The following is a 17,995-nucleotide window of genomic DNA, read 5'->3' as shown; positions in this document are numbered from 1 at the left end:
CGGCATGGCTGCCAGGCGTTCCGGGGCGTGTCAGTGATGCCCCTGGTACCCATGTCAGTATCGCCATGTCCGAATCTTCGCAATTTTTCGCAACTTCGACGGACGCTACCGGCCGGGCTAATGAGGTCTATGAACTCATTTCAACACGCGACTGGCAATTCGACTTATGGTCGATACATCCGTTTGTGCAACCAAATCCGTAGCGGACAGGCTTCAGGCTCCGGTGTTCGAGGAGTACTCGGTCCTGTGTCGTTGGGCTGTTTCAGACGCTAATGGTGCATGTTCAGACGCAAAACTATTCATTTGCTCGCCACACTCTTGTGAAGTTGTGAAAACCCGTTTTTTTCACGCTCTTTTGAAGACGTGAACCTCAAAAAAGGGCTGTCCCTGCCTGGCACCGTGCCCGGAAGGATTGCCGTCATGGGGTACATGACTGGCAAAACGGGCAAACAGCTCAGTGACCGAGCGTAATGACAGCTCTGCAGATTCGCGAAAAGTGGAGGTTTTGCTCAAGGAACAGCAAGCGCGCCAGCTTCACTCGATCTGTGTGGGCGGCTCTCTGTGGGCGGTGCGGGGTGTCAATACCGAGGCATTGACGATGCTGCGAGGCCCGATCAGGAGACGTCCTTATAATCGGGGGGAGATTGTATCTAAGAAACGCAGGGAAATGGACGTGTTTAATGACTTTTATTAGGCGTTCGGTCAGGTGGTCAACAGATGTTGCACCCGTGCGCGTGGCTGGCGGGTGCTGACGCGGGCGCTAGGGGGCAGAGGCTGATGCAACCAGTTGAGGCGGATTTCTTCGATTTCGACCCAGCCATCGCCCATCGGCTGGAGGCTGCACTGCTTGAACGCCTGGCAATGACCATTGCTGTCGAGCAGGGCAAAGCAACGGTGCAGCGGGCGTGGCGCGAACAAAGAGACGAGATAGCGCATGGCGAAGAACCTTGTGAGGTGACTGCAGTGAAGATTGCCCATTAGCCGTTACGTGCGAGTGTATGGGCGATGACAGGTGTGTGACAGGAACCGCTTTCCCAAGGGCATGTCAGACATTTCAGTAATGATTGAAGGCCACTGGTTCGCCGCAGTGGCCCACCGCTATACTGCCAGCCTGTTTGTGCCTGATTCTGGAGAGAAGCGCATGTTGCAACGCCTGTTGTTCGGTTTGATCACTGTGACCAGTTTGACCCTCGTCGGCTGCGCCCACAGCCCGCAACAACTGAACCCTGAACCCAAGCTGACGACTCAGCTGGCACCGGTCGGCCATGGTCAGCCCGTGGTGGTGCGTGTAGTGGACGGTCGTCCGTCGCCAACGCTGGGCACGCGCGGCGGCCTGTACCCGGAAACCAGCGCGATTACCGTGCAGAGCGCGCAGATTCTGCCGAAGTTGCAGGCGCAAGCCGAAGCGGCCGTGCGGTTGCTGGGTTTCACACCGAACGCCAACGCAATGAATGCCCCGCAAATCACCGTGACCCTGACCGAGCTGAAGTATCAGTCGCCTAAAGAAGGCATGTATGTGACTGAAGCGACCATCGGTGCGACGTTCCGCTCCGATGTGCAGAACGCCAACCGTCGTTACAGCGGCCGTTACGGTGCATCGCTGGATCAGCGTTTTGGCATGGCACCCAACCAGGAAACCAACACCAAGCTGGTCAGCGATGTGTTGAGTGATGCGTTGACGCGACTGTTCAAGGACCCGACTGTGGGTCAGGTTCTCGGCGAGTAACTTTTCCGCAGAATCAAAAAAGCCCGGAGCCAGCCATGGCCCCGGGCTTTTTTATGTCTGCAATACACCGTTGGCCTGTAGGCGCCGAGCTTGCTCGCGATTGCGTACTGTCAGTCAACGTCAATATTGAATGTGATGCCGCCATCGCGAGCAAGCTCGGCTCCTACAGGTTGAGGTGGTGTCAGGCCGCTTCGGAATAGAAGTCCAGCACGCTCACACCGGTCAGCAAATCCGCTTCCGGCAAGTCCGCATGTTGATGCCCGCCCAGCGCGCAATAGACAAGCCAGTGACGGTCTTGAACGTTGAAGGCGAGGCTTCCCACAAGGTTTTGTTGCTCGTCGCTTGGGGCAATGAGGTAGAGGCGGTCCTGGTTTTCGGCGTGAAGCATGACGGTTTCCATGTCTGTTTGCGTGGGGCCGCAGACTGACGGATTCAGATGACGAAGCCGTGACGCAGGACAGGAATCTGCCAAATGGTGAGTTATTTGTCGTAAAGCAGGTGCAGGCGCAGAGGCTTTCGGTAGAATCCGCGCCGCCGTCGTCGGTTCGACGTCTGCCACACCTGTTTTGCTTGAGGTCCGTGATGTCGCTGCATTTGATGACGCTGTTTACTGCCCATCCCGCCAAGCTGGTCAATCTGCTGGCCTTGCTGCTTGCCTTCCCGGGCGGTTGGCTGCTGCATGCAACCCGTCGTCGCGAGCAACGTGCCATGGCCAGTATCCTGGCCCAGCGCCAGAGCCAGCCTGGCATCGAGCCGACCCTCGATTGGGCGACCTTGCGCATGAACCGCTTTTTCTATCGCTTCGGTTTTGCCTGCCTGGGGCTTGCGTTGCTGGTGTCGTGGATCAGCACACGGGTTTGACAGCAAACAACGCAGCAATGAAAACGGCGCCCGAAGGCGCCGTTGTCGTATCCAGCCAAAAACCTTACAGCGGCAAGCCTGCCTTGACGCGGTACTGATTACGCACCGGCGTCGCATATTGCAGCACCATGAATGGGCGATGTTCCATCGGGCAGGCCTCCAGACGGCGCTGCCACTCTTCCTGCGCCTTGGCCAACTCATCGGCCGCAAACACTTGCGACGCTGTCGGCACCTGCAATTGCGGGTCGGCGTCTGTCCACTGGGCGTAAGCCAGGTAATGCACCGGGAACAACCGGTAGCCGCCCAGAATCTGCTTGTCCATCTCGACCGCCAATTGCTTGGTGTCATCAAACAGCTCGGTGATCGGCGCGGCGAAGTTCACATGGACCCGGCCCTTGTAGCCCGTGATGCCCTTGGCGATGCTCACATCGTCTTCGCCCGGTACTTTGGTGTAGCTGCCGGTGGTGGCACGGATGAACAATTCGCGTGCCTTGGCCTGATCGCACGGGTCGTATTCATAGCTGATCGACACCGGGGTGAGGTTCAGCGACTGAATGACTTCGCCGAACGGCTCGTCCTTGCGGCTCATGTGGAACATTTTGAGGATGGCCGATTCGGTGCGGTCGTCGCCGTCTTTCGCCCGGCCTTCGGCCTGGGCGATCCAGATCGAGGCGCAATCGTTGCGGATCGAGTGGTTGATGTAGGCCGACAGCAGTTGATAGGCCGCCATCTTCTCGCGACGACCGGTGATCGAACGGTGCACGATGAAGCTCTTGTTCAGGCGCATCAGGTCGCTGACGAAGGGCTTTTGCAGCAGGTTGTCGCCGATCGCGATGCGCGGTGTCGGCAGGCCTGCGTGGTACACGGCGTAGTTGACGAAGGCCGGATCCATCACGATGTCGCGGTGGTTGGCGATGAACAAGTAAGCGCTGCCGGACTTGAACTGTTCGACACCGGTGTACGTGACACCGTCGGTCGCGCGTTCGATGGTGTGGTCGACGTACATCTCGACCTTGTCCTGCAATGTGGCCACCGATGTCACACCGGCGAACTCTCGACGCAGCCGATGAGCTATAAGAGGTTTAAGCATCCAGCCCAAAGTGCCGGCAAAACGCGGGAAGCGGAAGTGGGTGAGGATATCTAGAAACGCCTTGTCGCCGAGCAGCCTGTCCAGTACCGCTGGGACTTCGCTATCGTCGTAAGGTCGGATGGCATCGAATTCGCCCATCATGCTCTCTTGTTAGAAACGGCTAGGGTAAGTAAAGGTTTTGATCGAAAACCAACGGGGCACGGTCTGAAAAATTAGCCAGACAAAAATAGCCCTGCAAATAGACCGGCGATTATACGCACAAGTCACTTGGGAGACCGCGATGCTGGAACCTGCGCTGTATGAATGTCCGTATTGCGGTGAAGAGGTCGAGACGACGCTGGACTTGTCCGGTGGCGATCAGACCTATATTGAAGACTGTCAGGTCTGTTGTCGGCCGATTACCTTTGTTTTACAGGTTCATGAAGGCGAATGGCATCTCGAAGTCTTTAGTGAAAACGAATGAGGGGTGTCTATGCAGCGCATCTACGAACCTGAAAACCTGATGGAAGGCGAGTTGCTGCAAGGCATGTTGGCCAGCGAGGGCGTCGAGGCGCATCTGGTGGGGCGCGATTTGCTCGGCGGCACGGGCGAACTGCCGATCTTTGGCCTGTTGGGCCTGTCGGTGGATAACGACCAGGCCGAGTACGCCCGCGAGCTGATCACCGCGTACAATGCCGCGCTGCCGCTGCCTGGCGATGAACCCGAGAGCTTTCCCGGCACGCTGGTCTGTTAGGCTGGCGTTCGTTTGATCAAGAGTCGTGTCAGCCCATGTGTGGACGTTATGCCCTGTTTCGCTGGAACCCCGCCTTCGCGGCCCTGCCCGGTTTTCCCGCCGATCAGCAGGCCCAGTGGAATATCTCCCCCAACGACTCGGTATTGATGCTGCGCGCTGGTGCCGAAGGCCAGCGTGAACTGGCCCGTGCCCGCTGGGGGCTGACGCCGCCATGGCTGACCGACCTGTCCCGCACTCCGGCTCACGCCCGTGCCGAAACCGTGGCGGAGCAACCGATGTTCCGCCAGGCCTTTCGTGAACGTCGTTGCCTGCTGCCAGCCAACGGTTTCTATGAATGGCGCGGGACCACGCGCAAGCGCCCGTACTGGTTGACGCCGGGGGAGGGCTCTTCGCTGTTTTTTGCCGCTATCTGGGAAGCGTACCCGGTGCAGGAGCAGGTATGGCTGAGCACTGCGGTGATTACGCAACCGGCGTCGAGCCAGCGGCGACCGTTGATTCTCGATGCGGCGGGGCAGGAGGCGTGGCTCGATCCCGAGACGCCGTTGCATGTGTTGCAGGCATTGCTCGCCAGTGAACCCGCCGCGTTGCGCGAGCGGGTGCTGGCCAATCTGGTGAATGATCCGAAGCTGAATGCGCCGGAGTGTCTGACCCCCGGCTGATTGATCGTTCCCACGCTCCGCGTGGGAATGCCGCCATGGACGCTCCGCGTCCAAAGTGACGCGGAGCGTCACGGGATTCACTCCCACGCAGAGCGTGGGAACGATCGCAACACACTAAACCTTGAACTGATTGATCAACCGCCGCTGTTGTTCGGCCAGTTTGGTCAAATCCGCACTCGCCGCACTTGATTCATCCGCCCCGCCAGCCACTTCATTGGCCACTTGCCCAATGTTGATCACGTTACGGTTGATGTCATCGGCGACTGCACTCTGTTCCTCGGCCGCACTGGCAATCTGGGTGTTCATGTCATTGATCACCGACACCGCCTGCGTAATGGTTTCCAGCGCCTCGGCCGCTTTCGCCGCATGCTGCACGCTTTCGTCCGTGCGGTTCTGGCTGTCTTCCATAACCCGCACCACGTCGCGGGTGCCTTGTTGCAGTTGCTGAATCATGGTCTGGATTTCTTCGGTGGCCTTCTGGGTCTTTTGCGCCAGGTTGCGCACTTCATCGGCCACCACCGCAAATCCACGGCCCTGTTCACCGGCGCGGGCCGCTTCGATGGCGGCGTTCAAGGCCAGCAGGTTGGTCTGTTCGGCGATTCCGCGAATGGCCGTGAGGATCGCGTTGATGTTCTCGCTGTCCTTGGCCAGTGTTTGCACCACGCCGACAGCCTTGCCAATTTCCACGGCCAGCACGCCAATCGAGTTCGAGGTGTCCCGCACAATTTGCATACCTTGGGCCGCCGCCTGATCAGCATGACTGGCCGCTTGCGCAGCCTGGGTGGCGTTACGTGCCACGTCCTGGGCAGTGGCGGTCATTTCATGCACTGCCGTGGCCACCTGGTCGATCTCGGCCATTTGTTTCTGCACGCCGATGTTGGTACGGATGGCGATGTCGGCGGTGTGTTCCGAGGAGTCACTGACACTCTGCACCGAGGTCACCACCTGCGTGATCATCGCCTGCAATTTGGCCAGGAACGTATTGAAGCCTTTGGCGATCGAGCCCAATTCATCGGCGCGGTCACTGGTCAGGCGGCGTGTCAGGTCGCCTTCGCCTTTGGCGATGTCGTCGAGCATGGCGACCATCTGCTTGAGTGGTCGGGCAATGCCGTGGCCCACCAGCCAGATCACCAGCAAACCGACACCGGCGATCAACAAACCGACCATGGCCATGCCGAACGTGTCGGATTTGCGCTGGGCGTTCAGGTCGGCCTGCAGTTTTTGCAGATCGGCCATCACCGCATTCAGCGGCAGTTGCAACATCAAGGTCCAGCGGGCGTCGGTCTGGCCAATGCCGAACGGCAGGTACAACTCGATCCGCCCTTGGGCCTTGTCGACGGTGTAGGTCACTTCGCCGCGCTTGAGGTTGGCCATGTTGGCAATCTGTTGGCTGTCGAGGATGTCGCTGACCTTTTCACCGAATTTGCTCGGGTCTTTGGTGTAGGCAACAATTCGGCCGTTGCCGCCGATCAGCGCCATTTCCCCGGCACCGCTGTACAGTTTGTGATTCGCACCCAGGAGCATTTCCTGAATGAAGTTCACTGACAGGTCGGCGCCGACGATGCCCTGGAAGGCGCCGTTGAGCATGATCGGTTCAATAAACGAGGCGAGCATGACGACTTTGTCGCCGACCTTGTAGGGCGCTGGATCGATCACGCAGGATTTTTTGGTTTCCTTGGAGCACAGGTAGTACTCGCTGGCGCGCACGCCGGTGGACAGGGTTTTCTGGTCGTCGACGTCCACCAGTTTGTCCAGGCCAAGGGTGCCGTCCTCATTGCGGAACCACCACGGCAGGAAGCGCCCGTTGCTGGCGTCGATGCCGTTCACTTGGGTGCCGACGTAGGCCGCATCGTTGTGGTCGAGAGCGTTTTTTTCCCAGCCGATGTAGGTGCCGAGGATCTTCGGGTTCTTGACCACGTTTTCCTTGATCAGGCTGATCAACTGCTCGCGGCTGACGGTCAGTTGTGGCTGGCCATCGGCGCCCGGGGTCCCAATCAGTGCGTTGACCCGCACCAGTCCCCCGGCAATCAGCAGTGGCGCTTCAAGTTCGCGCTGGATCTAGCTGACCTGGGTTTGCGCCAGGGACGTCAGGCGTTGTTCGATGACTTGCTCGAATTGCGCCTGGGTCCGTTCCTGGACCATGTCTTGCGTTCGTGCGCCGGAAAACAGCGCGTACAGCACCAGGGCTGCTACTACGCTAAGTACGATGGCGCCAGCGAGGGCCGCTACGGAGAACTGGATCGACTTGAATTTCATGGGTGCTCCGCACGCAAGAGGACGTCTGCGGTGGTGTATCGGCAGCGGGGCAGTCAGCCATGAGCAAGTGCGGCTTAAATGACTGTTTTGGGTGTGCCCGTGTCGCAATCAGAAAGGTGTCGAACCTTTGTGCTGCAAGGCAGTCAGTGCTGTATGAATTTTTTGCTACTACCGTCATCCCCAGTCGGGGCGGCGGATTTGAAGGAGTGCCGTGATGAACAAGTCTCTGGTTGCGTGCGTGTTGGGTTCAGCGTTGCTGCTTAACGGCTGCGAGACCGTCAACACGACCAGTGCGGGTGAAGTCGGCGTCGTTCGCCAGCAACACATGACCACATTATTGTCGAGCGCACAGGTCAATCAGTCCTACGCGCAGGATTACAAGCAGACCCTGGGGGAAGCGAGCAACAAAAACGTCCTCGACAAGACCAGTACTGAAGCCACGCGTGTTCAGGTGATTGCCGATCGTCTCATCGCCCAGGCGCCAACGTTTCGCCCGGATGCCGCGCAATGGCAGTGGGAGGTCAATCTGATCAAGAGTGAGGATATGAACGCCAACTGCGGTCCTGGCGGGAAGATCATTGTGTACACCGGTCTGATCGACAAACTGCAACTGACCGACGACGAACTGGCTGCGGTGATGGGGCATGAAATCGCCCACGCCTTGCGCGAGCATGGCCGTGAAGCGTTATCCAAAGCCTATGGCGTGAGTCTCGCGCAGCAATTGGCGATAGCGGCGGGTGCACCCGCCTTGATGGTCGAGGCAGGGAATAACGGCGTGAACCTGTTGATGACCTTGCCCAACAGTCGCACCAATGAAAACGAAGCAGACCTGATTGGCCTGGAGCTTGCGGCGCGTGCGGGCTACAACCCGAATGCGGCGATCACCCTGTGGGAAAAGATGAGCAAGGCTGACGAAGGTGCGCCACCCGAGTTCCTCAGCACTCACCCTTCTTCCAGCAGCCGCACCGCCGCGTTGCAGGCGGCGATTCCGAAGGTGATGCCGTTGTACGAGAACGCGCGCAAATCCTGATGTTTTTGTATCGCCGGTGAGGGCCTCATCGCGAGCAGGCTCGCTCCTGCATTGGAACTCGGTCAAATGTGGGAGCGGGCTTGCCCGCGATGAACGATAACGCGGTCTACCGTCTTAACGCATCAAACCCAACCGCTGCTCTGCATCGCCTTGTACACCGCCACAATCGCCAAGATAAGGAATGCCGACGCCGCCAGGCGACGGATCAGGGTCAACGGCAGCTTGTCTGCGGCAAAGTTACCCGCCAGTACCACCGGTACGTTGGCAATCAGCATGCCGGCGGTGGTGCCGATGATGACCAGCCACAAATCCGGGTATTGCGCCGCCAGCATCACGGTAGCGACTTGGGTCTTGTCACCCATTTCCGCCAGGAAGAAGGCGATCAATGTGGTCAGGAACGGCCCGAACTTGCGTGCGGTGCTGACGTCGTCGTCCATCTTGTCCGGTACCAGGGTCCACAGGGCGGTGGCGGTGAAGCTGGCGGCCAGGATCCAGTGCAGCGTCGCATTCGAGAAGAAGCTGCCGAACCAGGCACCTACCGCACCGGCGGCTGCGTGGTTGGCCAGGGTCGCGGCGACGATGCCGGCGATGATGGGCCAAGGCTTGCGAAAGCGGGCAGCGAGAATGAGCGCGAGCAGTTGCGTCTTGTCGCCGATTTCGGCCAAGGCAACGATTGCGGTAGGAACGAGAAGTGAATCCAGCATCATCAGGGTTTTTCCTAAGGGGCGGGTCGACACGGCTATGACACGTACAGCCTTCCCGCCCCGGGTAAGGTGTTCGTGTCATAGGTCTTGTCAAACCCTGCGATCCGTCTGATGCGGACGCTTGGGTCGCATACGCCATGGTCTGAGGACCAAGTATGTTGACGTATGCCGGACGAGCATGGCGCTCGTGGGAGACTACTCCCCTAGGACGGAGCGGATTCTGCCTAGGCAAAATCCGTTAGGCAAGCACTTATTTATCAGCCGCGTTTGGCCCGATAGATTCGAAACCCCTGGCCCTCAGCCTTGATGGCGCACACGCCGAGGTGCTCTTCGATCAGCGGTTGGTACTTCAGGAAGCTGTTGGCGACCAGGCGAAGTTCGCCGCCGTTTTTCAGATGTTTGGCTGCTTTTCGCAGCAAGTTCTCGGTGGCGTAGTAGTCGGTGTGAACGCCGACATGGAACGGCGGATTGCTCAGAATCGCACTCAAACCCATGGGCGCGGCGTCGATACCGTCACCGGTAATGACGTCAGCTTCCAGACCGTTGGCCGCCAGGGTCAGGCGACTACTGGCAGCGGCAAAGGCATCGACGTCGAGCAACGTCACCTGATTGTGCGGATAACGACGCTTAACCGCGGCACCCAGTACGCCCGCGCCGCAACCGAAGTCCAGCAAGTGGCCGCTCGGTAGCTTGTCCAGGTGTTCCAGCAGCAACGCGCTGCCACGATCCAGTCGGCCGTGACTGAAAACCCCCGGCAAACTGATGACTTTCAATGGCCCCTCAGCCAGTGGCAATTCGTAGGTCTCGGCCAGGCTTTCCAGCGATTTGGCTTCTGGCGCATTGGCCACCGTGACCAGCCAGAGCTGGCAATGACGGGCGCTGTCGAGCTTGCGCGGCTTGCCGAACGGATTCAGTTGTTTGGCTGCCCCTTCGATGCCGCTGCGTTTTTCGCCCACCAGGTACAATTCGCGACCGGCCAGGCGCGAGGCGAGGGCGTTGAGGATGTAGTCGGTCAGGTCCTTGGACTTGGGCAAGAACACCACGGCGGTTGCGAACTCACGCTCGGGGGCGTCTACACCAAAATGGCTGCGCTCGGCGAAACGTGCGTCCAGCGCGGCTTGATCGCCGGCGTGCCAGCACCAGCCGTGGGCATCGGGCAAGCGGCCCAGCAGGTCATCGGCGGGCAAACCGGCGAGTAACACCGAGCCCTGGAATAATTCGGCCTGACGAAGCAGTACTTCACTGCGCGGATCCATACTCTGCTCCTTGAAAAAAAGTGCGGCAGTTTATCAACTGACGACCCGCAGCGCTGTACCGCTGAAGTAGGCCTGCGCGTTTTCGCTCAACTGCCCGACGATTCGCTGCCGCGCCTCGCGACTGCCCCAGGCGTTATGCGGGGTGACGATCAATCGCGGGATGTCATCGGCCAGCAAGGGATTGCCCGCCGTCGGGGGCTCGACACTCAGCACATCGGTGGCGGCGCCGCCCAGATGACCCTTGCGCAGCGCATCGGCCAGCGCCTGCTCATCGATCAAGCCACCGCGCGCGGTATTGACCACGAAGGCACTGGGTTTCATCGAGGCCAGTTCGCGGGCGCCGATGAAATGGCGGGTGTGTTCGTTGAGCGGGCAATGCAGGGTCAGCGCATCGATCTGCGGCAGCAACTCATTTAACGGCAGTCGATCCGGACGGGCAGGGCGGCCGGGAATCTGGCCGAGCAGCACACGCATGCCGAACGCTTCGGCCAGCCGCGCGACTGCGCTACCGAGTTCGCCATGACCAAGCAAGCCGAGGGTTTTGCCTTCCAGTTCGACGATCGGGTAATCGAGCAGGCAGAACTGTTTCGCTTGCTGCCAGCGGCCTTCACCCACGGCTTTTTGGTAGTCAGCCAGGCGTGTCGCCAGGTTGAGCAGCAGCATGATCGTGTGCTGTGCCACCGATGGCGTGCCGTAACCCTGGCAGTTGCAAACAGTAACGCCATGGGCGCGGGCGGCGGCGAGGTCGACATTGTTGGTGCCGGTGGCCGTGATCAGGATCAGCTTGAGCTGGGGGCTGGCAGCGATGGCGGCGGCATCGATCAGGATCTTGTTGGTGATGGCGACGGTGGCGCCCTTTATACGTTCGATCACTTGATCCGGCGTGGTCTGTGCGAACAGTTGCAACTCGTCGAAACAGGCCTGCAGCGGGCCGAGGTCGAGGTCGCCGAGGTCCAGGGACGGGTGGTCGAGGAAAACGGCGCGGCGAGAGTTCGTCATCAACTGTACCTTTTGTGCATTGAACTGAAGGCGTAATCTGCCGAGCCTACCAGATGAAACAAATGGTTACCCATTGCACAAAAGTAGCTAAGTTGACGCGCTATGCGATGAAGCACCGACATCCCTGTAGCAGCTGGCGAAGCCTGCGTTCGGCTGCGCAGCAGTCGTAAACACAGAGCATGCGGACTTCCTGTAAGAGCGCGGTGCCTGATTTCACGACTGCTGCGCAGCCGAACGCAGGCTTCGCCAGCTGCTACAGGGATGTTGTCAGCCTGGATTTTTCATTTCGACCGATCTGCCCCCAAAGGAGCCCCGATGTACTGGACAGAGTTTTTGACCGTTGCCCTGATTCACTTGTTGGCCGTGGCCAGTCCCGGCCCGGACTTTGCCGTGGTGGTGCGTGAGAGCGTGACCCATGGTCGTCGCGCCGGCACCTGGACGGCGCTGGGTGTCGGTACGGCGATTTTCCTCCACGTCGGCTATTCGTTGCTCGGCATCGGTCTGATCGTGTCCCAGTCGATCGTGCTGTTCAACGCGCTGAAATGGGCCGCTGCCGCGTACTTGTTGTACATCGGCTACAAGGCCCTGCGTGCGCAACCGGCCAAAGCGGTCGATGACAATCTGCACAAGGAGGCCGGCGAACGCACCGCACGTGGCGCCTTCACGTCCGGTTTCGTGACCAACGGTCTGAACCCCAAAGCCACGTTGTTCTTCCTGTCGCTGTTCACGGTCGTCATCAACCCGCACACGCCACTGGCGGTGCAAGCCGGTTACGGGGTTTATCTGGCGGCGGCGACTGCGTTGTGGTTCTGCCTGGTGGCGCGCCTGTTCAGCCAGCAGCGTGTGCGCGCCGGCTTCGCCCGCATGGGCCACTGGTTCGACCGGACCATGGGCGTGGTGCTGATTGCCATCGGCGTGAAGCTCGCTTTCACCGAGATGCATTGATCGCGCCGGCGCGTTACTGACATCGAACTCCCACAAATGCTGGCGTAAAGCTAGCATTTGATCGGCTCTGCAAATCATTCCTTTGGCTGATTTGGCTGTCATGGAAGGGCACTAGAGTGCTTAACATTCAGCCAACACCGTGCAGTCAGAAAAGGGATTCTTATGTTGCAGACTCGCGTTATCCCCCCAGCCGAAGGCGCTTACCAGTATCCGCTGCTGATCAAGCGGCTGCTGATGTCCGGCGCTCGTTATGAGAAAACCCGCGAGATCATCTACCGCGACCAGTTGCGCTACAGCTATCCGACCCTGATCGAGCGGGTTGCGCGGCTGGCCAACGTGTTGACGGCAGCCGGCGTCAAGGCCGGGGATACCGTGGCGGTGATGGATTGGGACAGCCATCGATACCTGGAATGCATGTTCGCCATCCCGATGATCGGCGCGGTGATCCACACGATCAACGTGCGCCTGTCGCCGGAACAAATCCTCTACACCATGAACCATGCCGAGGACCGCTTTGTGCTGGTCAACAGCGAGTTCGTGGGGCTGTACCAGGCGATTGCCGGGCACCTGACCACGGTCGAGAAAACCCTGCTGCTCACCGACCTGCCGGAAAAGACCGCCGACCTGCCCAACCTGGTCGGCGAGTACGAGCAATTGCTGGCAGCGGCCAGTACGCAGTACGACTTCCAGGACTTCGACGAAAACTCGGTCGCCACCACGTTCTACACCACCGGTACCACCGGTAATCCCAAAGGTGTGTATTTCACCCATCGGCAACTGGTGCTGCACACCATGGGCGTCTCGACGATCATGGGCGCCATCGACAGCGTGCGCCTGTTGGGCACCAACGACGTGTACATGCCGATCACCCCGATGTTCCATGTGCATGCCTGGGGCTTGCCGTATGTGGCGACCATGCTCGGGCTCAAGCAGGTTTATCCGGGCCGTTACGATCCGGAATACCTGGTGGAGCTGTGGCGAAAGGAGAAGGTCACCTTTTCCCACTGCGTGCCGACCATTCTGCAAATGGTCCTCAATGCCAAAGCGGCGCAAGGCACGGACTTCGGCGGCTGGAAAATTGTCATCGGCGGCAGCGCACTGAATCGCACCCTGTACGACGCGGCCAAGGCCAAGGGCATTCAGTTGACGGCCGCTTACGGCATGTCGGAAACCGGGCCACTGGTGTCGTGTGCTCACCTCAACGATGAGTTGATGGCGGGTAGCGAAGACGAACGCACCACCTATCGCATCAAGGCCGGCGTGCCGGGGCCATTGGTCGAGGCGGCGATCGTCGACACCGACGGCAATTTCCTGCCCGCCGATGGCGAAACCCAGGGCGAACTCGTGCTGCGTGCGCCATGGCTGACCGAGGGTTACTTCAACGAGCCGCAGAAGGGCGCCGAGCTGTGGGCCGGGGGCTGGCTGCATACCGGCGACGTGGCGACGCTGGACAGCATGGGCGTGATCGACATTCGTGATCGCATCAAAGATGTGATCAAGACCGGTGGCGAGTGGATCTCGTCGCTGGACCTTGAAGACTTGATCAGTCGTCACGAGGCGGTACGTGAAGTAGCAGTGGTGGGCATCGCCGATCCGCAGTGGGGCGAGCGGCCGTTTGCGCTGCTGGTGATCCGCGAGGGGTATGAGATTGGGGCCCGGGAACTCAAGGAACACCTCAAGCCATTCGTGGAGTTGGGGCACCTGAGCAAGTGGGCGATCCCGAGCCAGATCGCCCTTGTTACTGAAATTCCCAAGACCAGTGTCGGCAAGCTCGACAAGAAGCGCATCCGCCTCGACATCACTGAATGGCAGGCCAATAACAGCGCCTTCCTCTCGACGCTTTAAGCGTTTCCCGGTGTGCCCGAAAGGGCACGCCAGGCCCACCAAGCAAGCGCTTGGCTTGTGTAATCCGGATTTTCAGCCATCCTTGCCGTGCCGACAGGTGTCGGACTGGCAAAGGACTGTTCCAGAGTGGCTGGCAGCTGCAAATCACACTTTAGAGGGATCAAGCTCTACTACCTGCTGGCTATAGTCCGCTCAAGGATTTTTAAGAACGGAGCTCACGTACAAACGGGGCGATTCAATTTTGGAGTGACTTCGGGACGCCTTGGCTCCCCGTCACCCACAACGTTTTTAGAAGTACTCACTGCCATAACAATAATGCACATGGAGTAGCGTCGATGACATCAGTAAACACGTTCTGGCGCCGGGCGAAATTGCCTCTGGCGGTCAGTCTCGCCTCTACGCTCGCCGGGCCTGCATTCGGCGTCAGTTTCAACGTTGGTGAAATCGAAGGTCAGTTCGATTCGTCGCTCTCCCTGGGTATGAGTGTCTCGACCCAACAGCCGAACAAGAATCTGATTGGCGTGAATAACGGCGGGCACGGCCTGTCACAGACCTCCGATGACGGTCACTTGAACTTCAAGAGCGGGCAAGCGTTCTCGAAGATCTTCAAGGGCATCCATGACCTCGAATTGAAATACGGCGATACCGGCGTGTTTGTCCGGGGCAAATACTGGTACGACTTCGCGCTGCAAGACGAAGACCTGGAATTCAAGAACGTCGAAAACGACGGTCGCAAGGAGGGCGCCAAATCTTCCGGCGGCCAAATCCTCGACGCCTTCGTCTATCACAACTACTCCATTGCCGATCAGCCGGGCTCCGTGCGTTTGGGCAAGCAGGTGGTGAGCTGGGGTGAAAGTACCTTCATCGGCGGCGGCATCAACTCGATCAACCCGATTGACGTGTCCGCGTTCCGTCGTCCAGGCGCCGAGATCAAGGAAGGCCTGATCCCGGTCAACATGTTCTACGTGTCGCAGAGCTTGACCGAGAACCTGTCGGCTGAAGCCTTCTACCAACTGGAATGGGACCAGACCGTCGTCGATAACTGCGGCACGTTCTTCTCTCAGCCAGACATCGTGGCCGACGGTTGCGACAACAATCTGCGCGTGCTGAACAAACGTTCGCAGATTCCAGCCATTGCGTTGGGCCCGTTGGCTGCCAACGGTGTCAACGTCGACGAGGAAGGTGTACTGGTTCAGCGCGGCGGCGACCGCGACGCACGGGACAGCGGCCAGTGGGGCGCATCCTTCAAGTACATGTTCGACCCGCTGGACACCGAGTTCGGCGCCTACTTCATGAACTACCACAGCCGTGCGCCGATCTTCAGCGCCACCGGTGCACCTCAGTCGGTCTACAACACGGCGGCTGCACTGCCAGGCCCATTCGCCGCACTCGCCCCGTTGCTGGTGGCCGGTAACTCGAAGTACTTCATCGAATACCCTGAAGACATTCGCCTTTATGGCTTGAGCTTCTCCACCACCCTGCCTACCGGTACCGCGTGGCAAGGTGAACTCAGCTACCGTCCAAACGCGCCGGTGCAGTTGAACTCCACTGACATCCTGTTCGCCGGTGTACGTCCTTTGGGCGGCGCACTGGGTAACGCTTCGTTGCTCTCTGCGGCTCCGGGTCAAGATCTGCACGGGTACAACCGTAAAGAAGTCACCCAGTTCCAGACCACCCTGACGCACTTCTTTGATCAGGTCATGGGCGCCAGCCGTCTGACCCTGGTCGGTGAAGTGGGCGTGACGCACGTCGGCGGCCTGGAAAGTACCGACGACGTCCGTTATGGCCGCGATCCGGTCTATGGTCCGGGCATGTTGCCAGCCACTGGCGCAGTCAATACGTGCGTGGCACTCAACACCAGCACCATCAACGGCGCCGGTCCGGGCACCGCCACCAACAACCGCAGCCGCAACTGCAACAGCGATGGCTTCACCACGGCGACTTCGTGGGGCTACCGCGGTCGTGCGATCTGGGAATACAACGACGTGTTCGCCGGTGTGAACCTCAAGCCTAACGTGGCCTGGTCCCACGACGTAGACGGTTACTCGCCAGGTCCTGGCGGCAACTTTGAGGAAGGTCGTAAAGCGGTGAGCCTGGGTGTCGATGCCGAGTACCAGAACACCTACACCGCGAGCCTGGCTTACACCAACTTCTTCGACGGCAAGTACACCACTGTAGATGACCGCGACTTTGTTGCGCTCAGCGTCGGCGTGAACTTCTAAGCACTGTTTTTTCAGGACGAACACACATATGAAAATAACAAAGAGTCTGTTCCATGCTGGTGTTCTGGGGCTTTCGCTGCTGGCGACGAGCGTGATGGCGGCGGTCCCTGCGGCCGAAGCCGACAAACTGGGCAAGAGCCTGACCCCGATGGGGGCCGAGATGGCGGGTAATGCCGACGGTTCGATCCCGGCCTGGAAACCAATGCCGAAAAACGCCGGCACCGTCGACAGCAAAGGTTTCCTGTCCGACCCGTTCGCCAGTGAAAAACCGCTGTTCACCATCACGGCGCAGAACGTCGACCAGTACAAGGAAAAGCTTGCCCCGGGCCAGTACGCGATGTTCAAGCGCTACCCGGACACCTACAAGATGCCGGTTTATCCGTCCCATCGTGGTTCCACCGTGCCGGATGACGTGTTCGCCGCCATCAAGAAGAACGCCACCACTACCACCCTGGTGTCCGGTGGCAACGGTCTGGAAAACTTCGAAACCGCTGTGCCGTTCCCGATTCCGAAAAGCGGTGTGGAAGTCATCTGGAACCACATCACCCGCTATCGCGGCGGCAGTGTGACCCGTCTGGTGACCCAGGCCACGCCACAGCCGAACGGCTCGTACAGCCTGGTGTACTTCCAGGATCAGTTCGTGTTCCGCGACAAAATGAAGGACTACGACCCGAAAAACCCGGGCAACATCCTGTTCTACTTCAAGCAGAAAGTGACCGCGCCGGCACGTCTGGCGGGTGGTGTGCTGCTGGTGCACGAAACCCTCGATCAGGTGAAGGAACCGCGTTCGGCGTGGGTCTACAACGCCGGTCAGCGTCGTGTGCGTCGTGCACCACAAGTGTCCTATGACGGGCCGGGTACCGCGGCGGATGGCCTGCGTACCTCCGACAACCTGGACATGTTCAACGGTGCGCCGGATCGCTACGACTGGAAGCTCGAAGGCAAAAAAGAGATGTACATCGCCTCCGACAGCTACAAACTCGACTCGCCGAGCCTGAAGTACGACGACATCATCAAGGCCGGTCACATCAACCAGGACCTGTCGCGTTACGAGTTGCGTCGGGTCTGGCATGTGGTCGCTACTTTGAAGGAAGGCCAGCGTCACATCTACGCCAAACGTGACTTCTACATCGACGAAGATACCTGGCAAGCCGCTGTGATCGATCACTATGACGGTCGCAATCAGCTGTGGCGTGTGGCGGAAGCTCACTCCCAGCAGTATTACAACGTGCAAGTGCCGTGGTACACCCTGGAAGCCCTGTACGACCTGCAATCGGGTCGCTACCTGGCGCTGGGCATGAAGAACGAAGAGAAGTCGGCGTATGACTTCGGCTTCACCGCTACCACCAGCGACTTCACACCTGCTGCACTGCGTCAGGACGGGGTTCGCTAACCTGTACTGATCAGAGGCCGCATCCTCAAAAAACGCCCCGACTGGTTCGGGGCGTTTTTTTTTGACGTTCATAAAGCCCTGTGTAGCAGCTGCCGAGCCTGCGAGGCTGCGTCCGGCTGCGCAGCAGTCGTAAACCTGAGTACAAGGTAGTTCTGGAGAGTCGCAACGATTGATTTCACGACTGCTGCGCAGCCGGACGCAGCCTCGCAGGCTCGGCCGCTGCTACGGGGCAGTGTGGTTGCCGGATTGATCGACATATTTGCTTGTAGACTTTTT

At 59.4% G+C, this 17,995-nt stretch carries 16 protein-coding genes, 1 pseudogene and 1 riboswitch; of the genes and pseudogenes, 10 read left to right on the top strand and 7 right to left on the bottom strand.

What is annotated here, in order from left to right:
* Positions 1–702: 702 nt before the first annotated feature.
* A complete protein-coding gene (locus tag LOY55_RS25525; protein ID WP_223523475.1) occupies positions 703–936 on the bottom strand; it encodes a hypothetical protein in 234 nt (77 codons plus the stop codon).
* Between the two features lie 205 nt (positions 937–1,141).
* Between LOY55_RS25525 and LOY55_RS25520 the strand changes: the two genes are divergently transcribed.
* Positions 1,142–1,726 carry a YajG family lipoprotein gene (locus tag LOY55_RS25520; protein WP_046030238.1) on the top strand — a complete coding sequence of 195 codons (585 nt, stop codon included), beginning with the start codon at positions 1,142–1,144 and terminating at the stop codon, positions 1,724–1,726.
* Between the two features lie 181 nt (positions 1,727–1,907).
* On the opposite strand, the gene LOY55_RS25515 is transcribed toward LOY55_RS25520, so the two are convergent.
* Complete coding sequence (locus tag LOY55_RS25515; protein ID WP_046030206.1) at positions 1,908–2,114, bottom strand: hypothetical protein; 207 nt, start codon at positions 2,112–2,114, stop codon at positions 1,908–1,910.
* Positions 2,115–2,308: 194 nt separating this feature from the next.
* Here LOY55_RS25515 and LOY55_RS25510 point away from each other — a divergent pair, with 194 nt between their 5' ends.
* The gene (locus tag LOY55_RS25510) at positions 2,309–2,587 is read left to right on the top strand and encodes a hypothetical protein (RefSeq protein WP_046030208.1); all 279 of its coding nucleotides are present in this window, start codon (positions 2,309–2,311) and stop codon (positions 2,585–2,587) included.
* A 64-nt stretch (positions 2,588–2,651) separates the two neighbouring features.
* Here the strand turns inward: LOY55_RS25510 and LOY55_RS25505 are convergent, their stop codons facing one another.
* Positions 2,652–3,818 (bottom strand): 1-acyl-sn-glycerol-3-phosphate acyltransferase, encoded by a 1,167-nt coding sequence (locus tag LOY55_RS25505; protein ID WP_077431275.1) that lies wholly within the window; start codon positions 3,816–3,818, stop codon positions 2,652–2,654.
* A 139-nt stretch (positions 3,819–3,957) separates the two neighbouring features.
* On the opposite strand from LOY55_RS25505, the gene LOY55_RS25500 reads away from it, so the two are divergent.
* Genes LOY55_RS25500 through LOY55_RS25490 form a run of 3 tightly spaced genes read left to right on the top strand, consistent with a single transcriptional unit; the run spans position 3,958 to position 5,069 of the window.
* On the top strand, positions 3,958–4,140 hold the full coding sequence (locus LOY55_RS25500) for a CPXCG motif-containing cysteine-rich protein (protein WP_077431276.1): 183 nt from the start codon (positions 3,958–3,960) through the stop codon (positions 4,138–4,140).
* A 9-nt stretch (positions 4,141–4,149) separates the two neighbouring features.
* Positions 4,150–4,410 carry a putative signal transducing protein gene (locus LOY55_RS25495; protein WP_046030221.1) on the top strand — a complete coding sequence of 87 codons (261 nt, stop codon included), beginning with the start codon at positions 4,150–4,152 and terminating at the stop codon, positions 4,408–4,410.
* Between the two features lie 35 nt (positions 4,411–4,445).
* Entirely contained in the window at positions 4,446–5,069 is a 624-nt protein-coding gene (locus tag LOY55_RS25490; RefSeq protein ID WP_046030223.1) for an SOS response-associated peptidase, read from the top strand.
* Between the two features lie 114 nt (positions 5,070–5,183).
* Here the strand turns inward: LOY55_RS25490 and LOY55_RS25485 are convergent.
* A pseudogene (locus tag LOY55_RS25485) lies at positions 5,184–7,325 on the bottom strand (methyl-accepting chemotaxis protein).
* A gap of 214 nt (positions 7,326–7,539) precedes the next feature.
* Here LOY55_RS25485 and LOY55_RS25480 point away from each other — a divergent pair.
* Positions 7,540–8,355: a M48 family metallopeptidase gene (locus LOY55_RS25480; RefSeq protein ID WP_223523473.1), complete on the top strand. Its 816-nt coding sequence runs from the start codon at positions 7,540–7,542 to the stop codon at positions 8,353–8,355.
* A gap of 122 nt (positions 8,356–8,477) precedes the next feature.
* Here the strand turns inward: LOY55_RS25480 and LOY55_RS25475 are convergent, their stop codons facing one another.
* From LOY55_RS25475 to LOY55_RS25465, 3 genes are all read right to left on the bottom strand, one after another.
* Positions 8,478–9,059, bottom strand: coding sequence for a TMEM165/GDT1 family protein (locus tag LOY55_RS25475; RefSeq protein WP_046030240.1), 582 nt, complete (start codon positions 9,057–9,059; stop codon positions 8,478–8,480).
* A gap of 93 nt (positions 9,060–9,152) precedes the next feature.
* Positions 9,153–9,275: riboswitch (yybP-ykoY riboswitch) on the bottom strand.
* A 41-nt stretch (positions 9,276–9,316) separates the two neighbouring features.
* On the bottom strand, positions 9,317–10,315 hold the full coding sequence (locus tag LOY55_RS25470; RefSeq protein WP_109787837.1) for a class I SAM-dependent methyltransferase: 999 nt from the start codon (positions 10,313–10,315) through the stop codon (positions 9,317–9,319).
* 33 nt (positions 10,316–10,348) lie between these two features.
* Positions 10,349–11,314, bottom strand: coding sequence for a 2-hydroxyacid dehydrogenase (locus LOY55_RS25465; protein WP_223523472.1), 966 nt, complete (start codon positions 11,312–11,314; stop codon positions 10,349–10,351).
* Between the two features lie 315 nt (positions 11,315–11,629).
* On the opposite strand from LOY55_RS25465, the gene LOY55_RS25460 reads away from it, so the two are divergent.
* From LOY55_RS25460 to LOY55_RS25445, 4 genes are all read left to right on the top strand, one after another.
* Positions 11,630–12,259, top strand: a complete 630-nt coding sequence (locus LOY55_RS25460) for a LysE family translocator (RefSeq protein WP_109787839.1) — start codon at positions 11,630–11,632, stop codon at positions 12,257–12,259.
* Between the two features lie 162 nt (positions 12,260–12,421).
* On the top strand, positions 12,422–14,104 hold the full coding sequence (locus LOY55_RS25455; protein WP_109787840.1) for a fatty acid--CoA ligase: 1,683 nt from the start codon (positions 12,422–12,424) through the stop codon (positions 14,102–14,104).
* A gap of 335 nt (positions 14,105–14,439) precedes the next feature.
* Entirely contained in the window at positions 14,440–16,326 is a 1,887-nt protein-coding gene (locus LOY55_RS25450; RefSeq protein WP_109787841.1) for a DUF1302 domain-containing protein, read from the top strand.
* Between the two features lie 28 nt (positions 16,327–16,354).
* Positions 16,355–17,719 carry a DUF1329 domain-containing protein gene (locus LOY55_RS25445; RefSeq protein ID WP_109787842.1) on the top strand — a complete coding sequence of 455 codons (1,365 nt, stop codon included), beginning with the start codon at positions 16,355–16,357 and terminating at the stop codon, positions 17,717–17,719.
* Positions 17,720–17,995: the final 276 nt, after the last annotated feature.

Source organism: Pseudomonas sp. B21-040, assembly GCF_024748695.1.
In the GTDB taxonomy this organism is placed as follows: domain Bacteria; phylum Pseudomonadota; class Gammaproteobacteria; order Pseudomonadales; family Pseudomonadaceae; genus Aquipseudomonas.
Note: the sequence above shows the minus strand (reverse complement) of the source record. Positions and strands in the feature narration are given on the sequence as shown.

Excerpts from the sequence above, each read along its gene's own strand:
- LOY55_RS25515 (WP_046030206.1), bottom strand. The coding sequence starts at position 2,114 with ATGCTTCACGCCGAAAACCAGGACCGCCTCTACCTCATTGCCCCAAGC.
- LOY55_RS25450 (WP_109787841.1), top strand. The coding sequence starts at position 14,440 with ATGACATCAGTAAACACGTTCTGGCGCCGGGCGAAATTGCCTCTGGCG.
- LOY55_RS25495 (WP_046030221.1), top strand. The coding sequence starts at position 4,150 with ATGCAGCGCATCTACGAACCTGAAAACCTGATGGAAGGCGAGTTGCTG.
- LOY55_RS25500 (WP_077431276.1), top strand. The coding sequence starts at position 3,958 with ATGCTGGAACCTGCGCTGTATGAATGTCCGTATTGCGGTGAAGAGGTC.
- LOY55_RS25475 (WP_046030240.1), bottom strand. The coding sequence starts at position 9,059 with ATGCTGGATTCACTTCTCGTTCCTACCGCAATCGTTGCCTTGGCCGAA.
- LOY55_RS25525 (WP_223523475.1), bottom strand. The coding sequence starts at position 936 with ATGCGCTATCTCGTCTCTTTGTTCGCGCCACGCCCGCTGCACCGTTGC.
- LOY55_RS25505 (WP_077431275.1), bottom strand. The coding sequence starts at position 3,818 with ATGATGGGCGAATTCGATGCCATCCGACCTTACGACGATAGCGAAGTC.
- LOY55_RS25470 (WP_109787837.1), bottom strand. The coding sequence starts at position 10,315 with ATGGATCCGCGCAGTGAAGTACTGCTTCGTCAGGCCGAATTATTCCAG.
- LOY55_RS25480 (WP_223523473.1), top strand. The coding sequence starts at position 7,540 with ATGAACAAGTCTCTGGTTGCGTGCGTGTTGGGTTCAGCGTTGCTGCTT.
- LOY55_RS25465 (WP_223523472.1), bottom strand. The coding sequence starts at position 11,314 with ATGACGAACTCTCGCCGCGCCGTTTTCCTCGACCACCCGTCCCTGGAC.
- LOY55_RS25510 (WP_046030208.1), top strand. The coding sequence starts at position 2,309 with ATGTCGCTGCATTTGATGACGCTGTTTACTGCCCATCCCGCCAAGCTG.
- LOY55_RS25455 (WP_109787840.1), top strand. The coding sequence starts at position 12,422 with ATGTTGCAGACTCGCGTTATCCCCCCAGCCGAAGGCGCTTACCAGTAT.
- LOY55_RS25490 (WP_046030223.1), top strand. The coding sequence starts at position 4,446 with ATGTGTGGACGTTATGCCCTGTTTCGCTGGAACCCCGCCTTCGCGGCC.
- LOY55_RS25445 (WP_109787842.1), top strand. The coding sequence starts at position 16,355 with ATGAAAATAACAAAGAGTCTGTTCCATGCTGGTGTTCTGGGGCTTTCG.
- LOY55_RS25520 (WP_046030238.1), top strand. The coding sequence starts at position 1,142 with ATGTTGCAACGCCTGTTGTTCGGTTTGATCACTGTGACCAGTTTGACC.
- LOY55_RS25460 (WP_109787839.1), top strand. The coding sequence starts at position 11,630 with ATGTACTGGACAGAGTTTTTGACCGTTGCCCTGATTCACTTGTTGGCC.